At 30.8% G+C, this 14,575-nt stretch carries 17 protein-coding genes; 6 read left to right on the plus strand and 11 right to left on the minus strand.

Annotated elements, in window-relative coordinates:
* Positions 1-10: 10 nt before the first annotated feature.
* Entirely contained in the window at positions 11-1,600 is a 1,590-nt protein-coding gene (locus tag BLW23_RS19160) for a peptide chain release factor 3 (protein WP_093672892.1), read from the minus strand.
* Between the two features lie 174 nt (positions 1,601-1,774).
* Between BLW23_RS19160 and idi the strand changes: the two genes are divergently transcribed.
* From idi to BLW23_RS19175, 3 genes are read left to right on the plus strand one after another with little or no spacing between them, the layout of a single operon-like run.
* Positions 1,775-2,296, plus strand: a complete 522-nt coding sequence (gene idi / locus BLW23_RS19165) for an isopentenyl-diphosphate Delta-isomerase (protein ID WP_093672894.1) — start codon at positions 1,775-1,777, stop codon at positions 2,294-2,296.
* A gap of 4 nt (positions 2,297-2,300) precedes the next feature.
* Positions 2,301-2,717: a 6-pyruvoyl trahydropterin synthase family protein gene (locus tag BLW23_RS19170; RefSeq protein ID WP_093672896.1), complete on the plus strand. Its 417-nt coding sequence runs from the start codon at positions 2,301-2,303 to the stop codon at positions 2,715-2,717.
* Positions 2,718-2,732: 15 nt separating this feature from the next.
* The gene (locus BLW23_RS19175; RefSeq protein WP_093672898.1) at positions 2,733-3,710 is read left to right on the plus strand and encodes a type I phosphomannose isomerase catalytic subunit; all 978 of its coding nucleotides are present in this window, start codon (positions 2,733-2,735) and stop codon (positions 3,708-3,710) included.
* Between the two features lie 23 nt (positions 3,711-3,733).
* Here the strand turns inward: BLW23_RS19175 and BLW23_RS19180 are convergent, their stop codons facing one another.
* The 4 genes from BLW23_RS19180 to BLW23_RS19195 form a co-directional block, all read right to left on the minus strand.
* On the minus strand, positions 3,734-4,198 hold the full coding sequence (locus tag BLW23_RS19180; RefSeq protein ID WP_143032231.1) for a hypothetical protein: 465 nt from the start codon (positions 4,196-4,198) through the stop codon (positions 3,734-3,736).
* A gap of 1 nt (position 4,199) precedes the next feature.
* Positions 4,200-4,745, minus strand: coding sequence for a hypothetical protein (locus BLW23_RS19185; protein WP_093672902.1), 546 nt, complete (start codon positions 4,743-4,745; stop codon positions 4,200-4,202).
* 30 nt (positions 4,746-4,775) lie between these two features.
* Positions 4,776-5,321 (minus strand): RNA polymerase sigma factor, encoded by a 546-nt coding sequence (locus tag BLW23_RS19190; protein WP_093672904.1) that lies wholly within the window; start codon positions 5,319-5,321, stop codon positions 4,776-4,778.
* A gap of 62 nt (positions 5,322-5,383) precedes the next feature.
* Positions 5,384-6,829, minus strand: coding sequence for a nicotinate-nucleotide adenylyltransferase (locus BLW23_RS19195; RefSeq protein ID WP_093672906.1), 1,446 nt, complete (start codon positions 6,827-6,829; stop codon positions 5,384-5,386).
* Positions 6,830-6,911: 82 nt separating this feature from the next.
* Here BLW23_RS19195 and BLW23_RS19200 point away from each other — a divergent pair, with 82 nt between their 5' ends.
* The 3 genes from BLW23_RS19200 to BLW23_RS19210 all read left to right on the plus strand — a co-directional run bounded on the left by BLW23_RS19200 (position 6,912) and on the right by BLW23_RS19210 (position 9,464).
* The gene (locus BLW23_RS19200; protein ID WP_093672908.1) at positions 6,912-7,697 is read left to right on the plus strand and encodes an MBL fold metallo-hydrolase; all 786 of its coding nucleotides are present in this window, start codon (positions 6,912-6,914) and stop codon (positions 7,695-7,697) included.
* Positions 7,698-7,962: 265 nt separating this feature from the next.
* Positions 7,963-8,721 (plus strand): peroxide stress protein YaaA, encoded by a 759-nt coding sequence (gene yaaA, locus BLW23_RS19205; protein WP_093672910.1) that lies wholly within the window; start codon positions 7,963-7,965, stop codon positions 8,719-8,721.
* A 98-nt stretch (positions 8,722-8,819) separates the two neighbouring features.
* Positions 8,820-9,464 carry a SanA/YdcF family protein gene (locus BLW23_RS19210; protein WP_093672912.1) on the plus strand — a complete coding sequence of 215 codons (645 nt, stop codon included), beginning with the start codon at positions 8,820-8,822 and terminating at the stop codon, positions 9,462-9,464.
* A 31-nt stretch (positions 9,465-9,495) separates the two neighbouring features.
* Here BLW23_RS19210 and BLW23_RS19215 read toward each other — a convergent pair whose 3' ends face one another.
* From BLW23_RS19215 to BLW23_RS19240, 6 genes are all read right to left on the minus strand, one after another.
* Positions 9,496-10,923, minus strand: a complete 1,428-nt coding sequence (locus tag BLW23_RS19215) for an L-serine ammonia-lyase (RefSeq protein ID WP_093672914.1) — start codon at positions 10,921-10,923, stop codon at positions 9,496-9,498.
* Between the two features lie 85 nt (positions 10,924-11,008).
* A complete protein-coding gene (locus BLW23_RS19220) occupies positions 11,009-11,350 on the minus strand; it encodes a DUF2853 family protein (protein ID WP_093672916.1) in 342 nt (113 codons plus the stop codon).
* Positions 11,351-11,474: 124 nt separating this feature from the next.
* A complete protein-coding gene (locus BLW23_RS19225; RefSeq protein ID WP_093672918.1) occupies positions 11,475-12,482 on the minus strand; it encodes a hypothetical protein in 1,008 nt (335 codons plus the stop codon).
* A complete protein-coding gene (locus BLW23_RS19230) occupies positions 12,479-12,661 on the minus strand; it encodes a hypothetical protein (RefSeq protein ID WP_093672920.1) in 183 nt (60 codons plus the stop codon). Before BLW23_RS19230 ends, BLW23_RS19225 begins: the two co-directional genes overlap by 4 nt.
* On the minus strand, positions 12,658-13,635 hold the full coding sequence (gene gwsG, locus BLW23_RS19235) for a grasp-with-spasm system ATP-grasp peptide maturase (RefSeq protein WP_093672922.1): 978 nt from the start codon (positions 13,633-13,635) through the stop codon (positions 12,658-12,660). The genes BLW23_RS19230 and gwsG overlap by 4 nt, the downstream gene beginning before the upstream one ends.
* Before the next feature lie 47 nt (positions 13,636-13,682).
* Positions 13,683-13,889 (minus strand): hypothetical protein, encoded by a 207-nt coding sequence (locus tag BLW23_RS19240; RefSeq protein ID WP_093672924.1) that lies wholly within the window; start codon positions 13,887-13,889, stop codon positions 13,683-13,685.
* Positions 13,890-14,575 lie beyond the last annotated feature (686 nt).

The following is a 14,575-nucleotide window of genomic DNA, read 5'->3' on the forward strand; positions in this document are numbered from 1 at the left end:
TCGATTAGAATTACTCAAATTCGCTTGTAAAGTGAAGTTTCACCGATGGGTATTTACTTTGAGTCATTTGAATTGTAAAAGGTGAGTCGGCTAAAAATACAAGTTGCCCTTGCTTGTCCTTCGCTAAATATCTTTGCTTCACTCTTTTGAACTCTTTAAACTCTTCGTTTTTTTCATCTTCAGCTTGCACCCAGCATGCTTTATGAACGGATATATTTTCGTAGGTACATTTAGCACCGTATTCATGTTCAAGTCTATATTGAATAACTTCGTATTGCAGCGCTCCAACGGTACCAATAATCTTTCTACCGTTCATTTCTAAAGTAAATAACTGTGCCACACCTTCATCCATCAATTGGTCTAAACCTTTGAATAATTGTTTCGCTTTTAACGGATCGGCATTATTTACATAGCGGAAATGTTCCGGAGAAAAACTTGGAATTCCTTTAAAACTCATCTTTTCACCTTCAGTTAGTGTATCTCCAATTTTAAAGTTTCCTGTATCGTGAAGTCCTACAATATCTCCTGGAAATGATTCGTCAACTATTTCTTTTCTTTCTGCAAAGAAGGCATTGGGACTTGAGAATTTTACTTTTTTATTAAGTCTAACGTGTAAGTAGGGAGTATTTCTTTTGAATGTTCCAGACACAATCTTAACGAAAGCTAAACGATCTCTGTGTTTAGGATCCATGTTTGCGTGAATTTTAAATACAAATCCACTTAGTTTTTGTTCTTTAGAATCAACCAAGCGCGTATCAGATTCTTTTGGTTGTGGGTTTGGAGCAATATCAATAAAACAATCTAACAATTCCTTTACTCCAAAGTTATTTAATGCTGAACCAAAGAAAACAGGTTGTTGATCACCAGAAACATATTCATCCATATTAAAAGATGGGTAAACCTCATAAATTAACTCAAGTTCTTCTCGAAGTGTATTAGCGGCATTTTCACCAATAATTTCATCAAGTTCAGGTGTGTCAACATCTTTAAATTCAATTCCTTCAGAAATTGTTTGTTTATTGTCTCCTGAAAAAATGTTTAATTTTTTGTCCCAAATATTATAAATACCTTTAAAGTCATATCCCATTCCAATAGGGAAACTTAAAGGAGTAACTTTTAATCCAAGTTTTTGTTCTACTTCATCTAGTAAATCAAATGCATCTTTACCTTCACGATCTAATTTATTTATAAATACGATCATAGGTATTTTACGCATTCGACAAACTTCCACTAGTTTTTCAGTTTGTGCCTCAACACCTTTTGCCACATCAATTACTACAATAACACTATCTACAGCTGTTAAGGTTCTAAAAGTATCTTCTGCAAAATCTTTATGTCCAGGAGTATCAAGAATATTAATTTTCTTGTCTTTATATATAAAGGCTAAAACAGAGGTTGCTACAGAAATTCCCCTTTGACGTTCAATTTCCATGAAATCTGAAGTAGCTCCTTTTTTAATTTTATTGTTTTTTACGGCACCCGCTTCCTGAATAGCCCCACCAAAAAGAAGCAATTTTTCTGTTAAGGTTGTTTTACCAGCATCTGGGTGAGATATAATACCAAACGTACGTCTTTTTTGTATTTCTTCTAAAAAACTCATCTATAAAATTTAAGGTTGCAAAGTTAGTCTTTTCAAAGAGTTTTGGCAATACCGAGATATAAAATGTAGAAATCGTTTTGTACTCGGAAATTTAACTTATCGAAATATTAATTTGAAGCTAAAATTAAGTTCTATAAATTCTATTTTGTATGTTTGTTTTAAGAAAAACAACATATGGAGGAACAAGTAATTTTAGTTGATGAGCAGGACAATCCTGTTGGGATGATGGAAAAAATAGAAGCTCATGAAAAGGCATTGTTGCATAGAGCATTTTCTGTTTTCGTTTTTAATAAGCAGGGAGAGTTAATGTTGCAGCAGCGTGCTAAAAAGAAGTACCATTCTCCATTACTTTGGACGAATACTTGTTGTTCTCACCAAAGAAAAGGAGAAACAAATATTGAAGCAGGAAAACGAAGGCTTCAAGAAGAAATGGGGTTTAGTTGTGATTTGGAAGAGGTTTTTAGTTTTATTTATAAAGCTCCTTTTGATAATGGGTTAACCGAACACGAATTAGATCATGTAATGGTAGGAAAGTATGAAGATAGTCCGCTAATTAATGACCAAGAAGTGGAGGCATTTAAATGGATGCCTTTAAAGGAGGTTAAGGAAGATATAGAAAATAAACCTGAGCTATATACAGAATGGTTTAAAATTATATTTAGAGAGTCTTACGAAAAAATTTCAAAATATATTTAAAGGTATGCCGAGAGTAACGGTTCATAGAAAAGCGCATTTCAACGCCGCGCACAGATTACATAACCCTAATTGGTCGGATGAGCGTAATTTAGAAGTTTTTGGAAAATGTAACAATCAATATTATCATGGTCATAATTATGAGTTAATTGTTTCATTAACAGGAGAGATTGACCCAGAAACGGGATATGTTTATGACTTAGGTAAATTAAAGGATTTGATAAAAACTGAAATTGAAGATGTTTTTGATCATAAGAATTTGAACTTAGAGGTTGAAGAGTTTAAAAAACTACCAGCGTCAACCGAATATATGTCGGTAGTTATCTATAATAAACTTCGTAAGGTTATTGAAGATAAGTACGAGTTGAAAATAACTTTATACGAAACACCAAGAAATTTTGTAACGTATTCAGGAGAAGAATAAGAAAAAATATACAATATGTCTATCGAACAGAAATTTATCAAATTTAACCCCATTTTGAAAGAAAAGATTTGGGGTGGAGAGAAATTAGTTTCTCAATTGAATAAGAATTCAAAGAGCAATAGCGTTGGAGAAAGTTGGGAGATTTCTGATGTGGAAGGTGATACTTCAATAGTAGCGAATGGTGATTTGGCAGGAAAATCGTTAAAGGAGCTAATTGGTCTTTACAAAGAAAATTTAGTTGGAGAAAAGGTGTATAAGAAGTTTGGTGAAAAATTCCCATTGCTTATTAAGTATATTGATGCAAAAGAAGCTTTAAGTATACAGTTACACCCTAATGATAAACTTGCTAAAGAAAGACATAACTCGTTTGGTAAAACCGAAATGTGGTATGTTATGCAGGCTGATGATAAGGCAAATTTGATTGTTGGTTTTAAAAATGATTCTAACAAAGTTGAATATGTAGAACATCTAGAAAATAAATCTTTACTAGAAATATTAAACGTTGATGAAGTATCTAAGGGAGATGTGTATTTTATCCCTACAGGAAGAATCCATGCTATTGGAGCTGGTGTTATGCTAGCAGAAATTCAGCAAACGTCTGATGTAACCTATCGTATATATGATTGGGATCGTAAGGACAGTGAAGGTAATTACAGAGAACTTCATACAGAGCAAGCTTTAGATGCTATAGATTATATCTCACAGGAAAAATATTATACTGAGTATAATAAAGTGAATAACCGATCTTCAGAAATAGTATCTTGCCCTTATTTTACCACTAATGTTATACCTTTAAATGGAAAACAAGTGGTAAAGAGTGAAGAGGATAGTTTTAGAATATTTATGTGTGTTGATGGAGAGGTTGTTTTTTCAAAAGATAACCAAACTGAAACATTAAAATATGGAGAAACATTATTAGTTCCTGCCAATGTTCAAGAGTTTAATATTAGTTCAGAAAATAACTCAGAATTATTAGAGGTTTATATTCAGTAAGGTATTGTTTTGTGGGTGTCGAGTTAATGCTTGAATTTTTTCGAGCCTCTTAATTTTCTTAAAAGTTTCCTATTGAATTCATGTTCAGCAACTTCTAATTTTAATATTTGCCTATACGATAGGAACTTAGAAACCTCATTAAAAAAAGACGATTTAAGCTCGTTTCTTTTTGTTTCAACATTGGTTATATGTCCAAGTATTTCTTTTGCTTGGTCTTCTGTCAATTTATCAATACCTCCAAGTTCATCAATTCGTTTTTTAATTTTATAACGTTCTTCTTTATGAAGTTTCATCATTTGATCGTTATATTCATTATAAACAGGCCAAAATTTTTCAGCTTCCTGAGAGGAGAAGTTTAGCTTGTCAGTAATGTGTGCAACTTTATAGGCACGAATTTTTTCGTGACGACCTTGTTTGTGTCGGTCTTGAGCTTTTATGAGTGAACTCAAGAACACAAAACAGAAAAGTAGTAGTAGGTGTTTTTTCATCTTATTGAATTTCATTGATTATTGTATTTTCTTCTAAATTGTTTAAATAGTCTTCCATATTGTCATCATCGAGTGTAATGGAATCAAAAGTTTCATTATCGAAATTGATATCGCTTTCATTGAGAGCAATAATAAGCTCATCACTTGATGAATCAATATATCCATTTTCATACCAGTTTTCAATTTCCGTAGTTGATAATGTATTGAAATTAATTGAACTTGTACTTTTTGAATATAAGTATGTCGCAAATATTAAAACGGAAGCCGCTGCAGCCGCAGGAATCAGTTGAACTATCTTTTTATATAAAGGAATAACTTTTTCTTTAACTGTGTTTGACTCTTTAATTTTTTCGAAAAGATTATCATCAAAAGAATCAAAATAAGAATTGGGTAGCTTGAAAGGGTTTTGTTTATTTAAGTCTATGTCTTTTTGATCTAATACGTCAACATCAAATTCTTCGAAGTAATTTTCAGGTACGGCAAAACTATTTTTTTTGTTAGTTTTCTCGTTAAGAAAATCGATGCTATTTTTTAAATCATTATTCATAATTATAAGACTGCTAGTTTATGAAAAGGTTTAATTTATACTTTTTATATAGGTTTCTATTTTTTTTACCGCATGATGGTAGGATGCTTTTAAACTACCAACACTTACCTTAAGTATTTCAGAAATCTCATTGTATTTCATTTCATCAAAATACTTCATATTAAATACTAATTGTTGCTGACGAGGAAGTTTGGCGATAGCCTTTTGTAAAATAAGTTGAATCTCATCACCATCAAACCAAAAATCACTACTTAAATTAGAAGTGATTTGTTGCTGATAGTCAGTGATGTCTACATTTTTCTCTTTGGCTTTTTTACTAATAAAACTAATTGCTTCATTAGTTGCTATTCTATATAGCCAGGAGTATAATTTGCTGTTACCTTTAAAAGAATCAATATTCTTGTATGCTTTAATAAAAGTATTTTGAAGAACGTCATCGGCATCATCATGAACATAAACTATTTTTCTGATATGCCAATAAAGTCGTTCTTTATATTGATTCACTAAAGTTTTAAATGCAAACTCCTTGGAAGAGGCATTTTGTAACTGATTAATGAATAGTACTTCGTCTGTCAACTAGTTTAAATTTAGTTGTTAGACTATAAAAATATTAAATGGTTTAAGTAAATCAAGAAAAATTAACGATTTCTTCTGCTTGAAAATCCAAATAGGCGTTTTTCTTTGATAGTGTCAGAGACTCCTTTAGGCAACATTTCTTCCCATCCTTCCTCATTGTTCTTAATCTTGGATAATACAGTTCTAGAGAAAATATGAAGCACTTTACGATCAAAGTTCTTCAAATCGATAAGTCGTCCATTTAATTTAAAAAACTTATACAACTCTTTTATTCTTGGATGCACTTTTAAATTTTCACTTGTTAAGTATTCACCAGAATCTTGTTCTTTATATGGGTATAGATATATTTTTAAATCTCTATAAAATAACTTTCCAAAGGCTTCAAGAATACCACCGCTTAGTCCACGATAATACTTTTCGTCAAAAATTTGAATTAGATTGTTAACTCCCATAGCTAAAGCCATACGTTCACGAGTAAACTCACTAAAGTATTCTACAAGTTTGAAGTATTCTTGGTAATCAGTAATCATTACATTTTGTCCTAATGAACAAAGTAATTCAGCTCTATCAAGGAAATCACGTTCGTTAATTTCTCCTTCAGCTTTAAGGTTACTTAAGGTAATCTCAAAAATCATCTGAGTTTTTTCTGGGTTTACCTTTCTTTCCTTTAAGAAGAGTTCTTTCGATTTTTCAAACATGTCCATATTTACTTTAGTAACAGGTCTGAAACTTCCTCGAAGTGCTAAAATATTTCTTTTATAAAGAACTTGGGCTGGTAACAAGTTATTTCCGTCTGGGCCAAACATTACGGCATTTGTCATTCCATTTTTAACAAGTTGTAAACTCATTAAACGGTTGTCTACATAGGTAAAACGAGGTCCAGAAAAATTGATCATATCAATTTCTATGCGATCTTTATCAATGTTATCGTAAAAAGATTTTAAAAGCTCTTTAGGATTATCATTCAAATAGAAAGCTCCATAAACAAGATTTACCCCTAAAACTCCTAAAGTTTCTTGTTGTAACCTAGCGTCTGTTTCTTTAAATCGTAGGTGAAGAATAATTTCATTATAATCTTCTAACGGGTCTAATTGGAAACGAATTCCTACCCAACCGTGACCCTTAAATTTTTTGGAAAAGTTAATGGTGGCCACCGTATTTGCGTAACTAAAAAACAATTTATCAGGATGTTTTTGACGATCTAAACGATCTTCAATTAAGATCATTTCATGTTTTAACATCTTTTTTAATCTTTCTTCAGTTACATATCTCCCGTCTTTTTCAATTCCGTAGATAGCGTCTGAAAAATCTTTATCATAAGCACTCATGGCCTTCGCAATGGTACCAGAAGCACCGCCAGCCCTAAAAAAATTACGAACAGTTTCCTGACCAGCACCTATTTCGGCAAAAGTACCGTAGATATGTTGGTTTAGATTAATTTTTAAAGCTTTTGTTTTTACCGTTGGTACAGTATTGATCTTTTGATCTCCTTTTAACGTAATTGCCATTTTATTCGTTTTTGTTACGCGGAACAAATGTACTGAAAATAGCTGCTATCAGTCAATTTTTATTGTATTTTTGTTAGAAGAAATGAGTAAAGTAAAACAGTTAAAAATAACGTTTCTTGGAACAGGTACTTCAACTGGAGTACCTATGATAACAAGTACGCACCCAGTATCCTTATCAGATAATCCTAAAGACAAAAGACTTAGATCTTCTATTATGATTTCTTGGGATGAAACGACTTACATTATTGACAGCGGACCAGATTTTCGTCAACAAATGATTCGTGAGAACGTTCAAGCAATCGAAGGAATTTTGTTTACACACGAACATTCCGATCATATTGCTGGTTTTGATGATATACGACCGTTTAGTTTTAGAATGGGAGAAGTCCCAATTTATTTAACTGAAAGAGTTTTGCATGCTTTGGAGAAGCGTTATGACTATATTTTTGCAACAGAAAACAGGTATCCTGGCGCAGCTAAGGTTAAGACGAATATAATATCAAAACATAGTACTCTAAACTTTAAAGGAGTAAAAGTAGTTCCGGTGGAAGTAATGCATGGAAATTTACCTGTTTTGGGGTTTCGTTTTAATAATTTTGCATATTTAACCGATATCAAAACAATTAGTTTAGAAGAAAAAACTAAATTAAGTAATCTCGATACCATAGTAGTTACAGGTTTGAGAAAAGAAGAGCATTCAACACATTTTAACATTGAGGAAGCTCTTGAATTTATAAAAGAACTTAATCCGAAAAAAGCATATTTAACTCATATTAGTGAATTACTCGGTTTTCATGATGAAGTAGAAAAAGAACTCCCTGAGAATGTACATTTGGCTTATGACGGTTTAAGTATTATAAGTGAGTAATTTTATCATAGTTTTTAACAATTTTATTATAAGATATTTTGAATTCGAAGAGCAATGAAAATTAAATTAGATGAATATCTTTATGATCGGAAAATCGGATCTCAATTACTACATATACAGTAGTGAGGTTTACGGATATAAGACAAGTAATTAAAGACAAATTAAGATAAAGAGAACCTTAGATATTGGAATAATTCATAAACCTTTTAAGGAATATTTATTAATATACAAGGTTACATCTGAAATAAAAAAATAAGATAAACAGATGAAGATAATAATATCTCCAGCAAAATCTCTTGATTTTGAAACGAAAGCGAATACAAAAGAATATACTCAACCTCGTTTTTTAGAGCATTCTGAAAAATTAAACAAAAAACTAAAAACCTTATCTAAAAAGAAATTATCGGATTTGATGAAAATTTCTGATGATTTGGGAGCTTTAAATTATGAAAGAAATCAAAACTGGAATCCAATATTTACTCCTGAAAACGCAAAGCAAGCTGCGTATTCTTTTACAGGGGAGGTTTTTAGAGGATTGGATATAACTTCTTTAGAAAATGATAAAATACCTGTTTTAAATGATAAGTTACGAATTCTTTCAGGTTTGTATGGGATTTTAAGACCCTTGGATTTAATTCAGCCATATCGTTTAGAAATGGGGACTAAATTAAAAGTTGGTAGAGCCGATAACTTATATAAATTCTGGGGAAACTTACTGTCGGATTCATTGAATGAAGAAATGGAAGAAGAAGAGTTACTGATTAATTTAGCAAGTACAGAATATTTTAAAGCTGTTCCCAAGAAAGCCTTAAATACGTCAATGATTACTCCTGTTTTTAAAGATTTAAAAAATGGGCAATATAAGACGATTATGACATATGCGAAAAAAGCTAGAGGGTTAATGGTTAGATATATTATAGATAATAATATTGAAACCTTAGATGATTTGAAAGGATTTAATGTTGAAGGTTATGCGTATTCGGAATCTATGTCTTCGGAAAATGAATTGTTTTTTACTAGATAAAATAGAGTTACTCATGATATCAGTAAATACTGATGATAGCGTAAAACTAATTTCCATAGCTAAATGGTTATCTTTGGTTTACAAAATTAAATAGGCAAATGAAAAAGAAGTCCAAAAAAGTGCTGCGATTTGCGGTTTCATTAATCTTAGCGATTCTGATTGTTGTTGTTCTTTGTAATAGCTTGATTTATAGTAATGCGAAAGCAAAAACATATTCTAATATAGATTTAGTTCCGAAGAAAAAAGTGGGTCTTTTATTAGGAACTAATAAGTTCTTAAAAAATGGGAATATCAATTTGTACTATAAGTATAGGGTAGAAGCAGCAGTCAATCTTTTTCGAAAGGGGAAGTTAAAATATATTATAGTAAGTGGGGATAATGGCGCAAAGGGTTATGATGAACCAACTCAATTTAAGGAAGATTTAATCAAAAGAGGAGTTCCTGCAAATAGAATATTTTTGGATTATGCTGGGTTTAGAACTCTAGATTCTGTGGTTAGGGCTAAAGAGGTTTTCGATCAAGATGATATACTAATAGTGTCTCAAAAGTTTCATAATGAGCGCGCCATATACTTAGCAGAGCATAAAGGACTGGTAGCGGCAGGTTATAATGCTAAAGATGTACATGGAAGATTAGGGATGAAAGTTAAAATAAGAGAGTATTTAGCTAGGGTTAAAGTATTTGTTGATATTGTGTTCAGAGTGAAACCTAAATATTTAGGAGAAAAAATCGAGATAAAATAAAAGCGGCATCCATATGGATGCCGCTTTTATTTTAACAGTCGGCAAGCCCAACGGTAACCGCTAAACCTCCTTCTGAAGTTTCTTTATAATTTCTATTCATGTCTTTGGCTGTTTCCCACATCGTATCAATTACTTTGTCTAGAGGAACTAAAGATTTTTCTGGATCTGTTTCCAAGGCTAATTCAGCAGCATTTATGGCTTTAATAGCTCCCATAGCATTTCGTTCAATGCAAGGTACTTGAACCAAACCACCAATAGGATCGCATGTTAAACCTAGGTGGTGTTCCATAGCGATTTCAGCAGCAACTAAACTTTGCGAAGGGGTTCCTCCTAATAACTCAGTTAATGCACCAGCAGCCATGGCAGATGAAACTCCTATTTCAGCTTGGCAACCACCCATTGCGGCCGAAATGGTAGCATTCTTTTTAAAGACACTTCCTATTTCTCCTGCAACCAATAAAAACTTTTTTATATGTTCGAAATCGGCTTCATGATTTTCAATTACTAAATAATACATTAAAACGGCAGGTATTACGCCCGCACTACCGTTTGTTGGAGCTGTTACAACACGACCTAAAGAAGCGTTTACTTCATTTACTGAAAGAGCAAAACAGCTAACCCATTTTAAAATTTCTCTAAACTTTACCTCAGTACTTCTAATAGCCGAAATCCATTCTTCTTGATTCCGATAACTAAAATCTTTTATCAATTTTTTATGAGTTTCAAAGGCTCTTCTTTTAACATTTAATCCACCAGGCAAAGTTCCTTCGGTATGACATCCGATATACATACATTCAAGCATTGTATCCCAAATTCTTCTTAGTTCTAAATCGATTTCGTTGTTCGATTTTAAAACCAATTCGTTTGAGAGTACAATGTCAGATATATTTTTCTTTTCTTTTTTACAGTAGTTTTCTAACTCGGTGGCTCTATTAATTGGAAAAGGAAAATTTTCTTTATTGATTTCGTTTTCTTCGGACGTCTCAACTTTCTCTTGAATCACAAAACCACCACCAATAGAATAGTATGTTTCAGAAGAAATGATTTCATTTTCTTTGGAAAGGGCAATAAAGGTTAAGCCATTTGAGTGAAAAGGAAGAAACTCTTTATTAAAAATTACTTGATCCATTGAAAAATCTAAAATCTTTTCTCCATCGAAATTAAGTGTATTCGTGTTTTTAATTTTAGAAATAATATTTTCAATATCCTCAATAGGAATATATTCGGGGTCGGTTCCACTAAGTCCTAATAAAACAGCTAAATCAGTAGCATGGCCTTTTCCAGTTAAAGATAATGATCCGTAAAGGTTAACTTTTATAGTACGTATATTACTTATAAGGTCATTGTTCTTTAACTTCTGAATCCATTGTTGAGCGGCTCTCCAAGGCCCCAATGTATGGGAACTAGAAGGTCCTACTCCGATTTTTAGCATGTCAAAAACACTAATAAATTGAGACATAGAAATATTGTTGTTTGTTGACGGCTAAAATAAAAAATCCTGCACTAATTTTAATGCAGGATTTGAATTTAAAAAATAAAATATCTTATAATCCGTAAACAGATTGTTTGTTAAACTTTTCAGCAAGCATATAGTATACTACGGCTCTATATTTATTTCTTTCAGATTTTCCGATTTTTTCAATTACTTCAGCAATTGCTTCATCTAATTGTGGTCCATTAGATAAACCTAGCTTTTTGATTAAGAAATTATTTTTTACAGTTTCAAGCTCTTTTTTGTCTGTTCCAGATACAGTTTCTGCATCTTTCTTATAAATAGAAGGTCCAAGACCTTTGGTTACAGCATTTAGTAAATCAGCGTTTAAAGAGATGTTTTTATCATCCATAAACTTCTTATACAATTCTACTTTTTCGTCAAACTTACTCATGATTTTTTGTTTATAAATTATATTTATTTATTTGAATTTTTAATTCTCTCAAATATAGAAAAATAATCGTATCATTCAAATTTGATCGCTTTTAAACCTAAGAACCATGCTTATAGCATATTTTTTATTTCCATTCGCCAATGTAAGGGTTGTAATTACATTCTTCCTTATGATACCATTCTTTATCATTTAATGGGTATGGCAACCTTTCATCAACACACATTAGTTTGTAAGAACAATCTTTACAGATTGCTGTTTTTTGTTTATTAATGTACCAGTATTTCTGAAATTCTGGTAGTGAAATAATGTTTAATAAATCTTGAGGAGATTTAATGTTTTTTATATTTCCGAAAGACTTTTTACATTCGGGAGCATTCATTATTTCGCCTCTTTCGTTAAAAAAAAGTTTACGATTAAAATAAGTGTGATAGTGATGAGACTCGAGAGCTAAGGTTCTATTAATTTGTAAATAATCCTTTGACATGGATCTGGTCTTTTCAAATAAATTATCTTTTTTGGTTGAGTAAACAACGAAGCTGTCATGATAAAGTTCCTCTACGGTTTGAGAGTTACTGTTATGTACATATATTTTATTAATTCTAGGGTTTTGTTCTACTAAGCTTTTATAAAAGTTAATACTTTTCGTATCATTACTAAGTGATAGTTCCATGGATCGAGCTACACACGAAGAGAAGTGTGCAACGATCTTTTTAGTTTTATTGAGCACTTCTGAATTAATATGAATGAAAATAGCTTCTACCATTAGAGAGTCTAATATTTTAATAAAGGATTTATCAAGAATGTAATCGATGGTATACTCGGAGGCAATTAATGAAACATTACTAATAATGTTCCGAAATTTCATAGAGGTGCTAATTGCTGGAAATTTAAAAGGTTCAGTAGTATTAAAAATTAACTCTTCTTCTCTTAAAAAAGAAATTAATGAATCAAATTCTTTATCTATTTGACTAATTAATAAACCAGTTTGTAGTGAGTTTAAAATGGTTGAATATTTTACTGATAATGAATAATAATCTTTGCGTTGGATATCGATTAGTATTATTTTAGAATAGCCTTTACTAATTAAAACACAGCTGAACAACTTAATGTAAATTTTTTTACTAGAAATCATAACTCGAAAGGTTTATGGATTAACTTGTAAAAAGATGAAACAGCATAATTTTTATTATTTGTAACATCGCAAGAAGTATGTATTGTTTTTATATTTTTATTGATTGTTACTTTTTTTTCTTTTACAACAGAAAATGTGACTGGTAACAATGGGCTATGCTTTGTTTCTAATCTTTTCATTTTTTTAAATTTTCCTGAATTAAATACAATGTTAATTCTTCTTCTAAATTGTAATTGCAAGGGTAAGATACCATTCCAAATTGACCACTTGGGTTAACTTCAAGGAAATAATATAAGCTATCTGAAGATGACTTTATAAAGTCAAAAGACCCAGTTACAAGCCCAATTTCATTCATAAAACGAATGATTTTTTCTTGTAATTCTGTAGGTATTATATAAGGAATCATTCTGTTTGGTTTTTCTAAATTGTAATCCCTAAAATCAACCTTAGTTTGTGAATCTTTCTGTGAGAAAATGGCCATGCTAAATATTTTTTCATCAATTACAAAAACTCTTATTTCATATGATTTTTCTATTTGTTTTTGGAATATAGATGGTAAAAATGTTTCATGAAGCTGTTCTATATCATTAACTTTATAAGTTAATAAAGGATAATAATATTCGTCTCTATAAATAGTTTTAGATGCTTTTAAAGACTTTGTAATAATGTTTCCTTCTGATTGTTTGAATTTACTTAATTCATTTTTAGTATTTGTAATAAGATAACTAGGAACATTCATTTTAACCTTTTCAGCAATACGTAACTGTTTTAGTTTGTTATAATCTGCAGGAGGATTAATCCATTTGCTATTATAAAAAGTGCTTTTTAGCATTTGTAAAAAGCCATAAAATTCTGAAGATATATAGGTTAATATATCACCATCGAACTGTTTTATTGATTCGTTATATAGCTCAGTTTTGGAAAAAAAACCAAACTTTCTATTCCAGATGACATGCTTTTCATGATAGTTTATCTCATAAATAGAATTTTTAATCGTATATCTAAGAAATGTATTGTCTAGACTTATACCAATACTTGAATCTTTGGTAAACAAATCATCGTTTATTCTTAGATATGGTGCTTTGCGAAGAGTTAATAATTTGCATACTTCATCAGTGGAAGCATCTCCATGTGTTGATAAGATAATAATCATAGTATAGTAAAGAAAAGGAGGAATATATACCTCCTTTATAAGTTGTTTTAGTTACCACGAGTTGCAGAATAACCATGGCTAACCGATGCGGCTACTTCTTCTTGACAATCTTCATCATCAGTTCTGGCAGGTTTGCCATCAGCATATATTGTTACACTACAACAAGGATCTCCTCCGGTTCTTAATCCTCCGAAAACTATAGACATATTAGTTTTACCAATCTCTTCTTTTTTAAATTCATTAAAATTTTTCATAATTATTAAATATTTAGTTAATACTATCCACTACGTTCTGTAGTTTCATATCACCAATAATAAGCGGTCAATGTGGCCAGTATATCTCGAAATAATGATGATATAATATGTAGTGTGAATCTTTGTTCGTTTATTACCCATGTTTTTTAAAAAAATGATAAATAAATTATACAAATTCAATAGATTATAATTTCAAAAAGCCATCGTACTTGGAGTGAAAAAAAGTAATAATAGGGTTGTGAGAAGAAAGCTAGATTCATTTATATTCTTGCATTTGGTTGTAAAAAATCGTACTTTACCTTAAAACTAACCATGAAGTGTATGCTTCTTTACCTATAGAGAATAATCTGTAATGATTGGTCTCAACCAACAAAAAGTTTGTTGGTTTTACTAAAAATAAGACGTTAAAGGAATGTCTGAATCTTTGTTTTTTGAAGAAGAGAATATAGGTAGATGAAGTAGTGTTTTTATGGTAAAGAATTTATTTTATAGATCACTTTAGGAAAGTGAAAAGTTATTTTTTTAGAACATCTTATTTGTGATAAACTTCGATGAGCTAAGAAATAAAAAAATAACGTAGGTTTATGTATAAGATAGAGAGCTAGTAAGGATAATTGTTAATTACTTTGTTAACAAGAAAAGCTTATGGAATGTCAAATGCCATTAATGTTATTGTAATTTTAAAC

This window comes from Tenacibaculum sp. MAR_2009_124 (assembly GCF_900105455.1).
Lineage (GTDB): Bacteria > Bacteroidota > Bacteroidia > Flavobacteriales > Flavobacteriaceae > Polaribacter.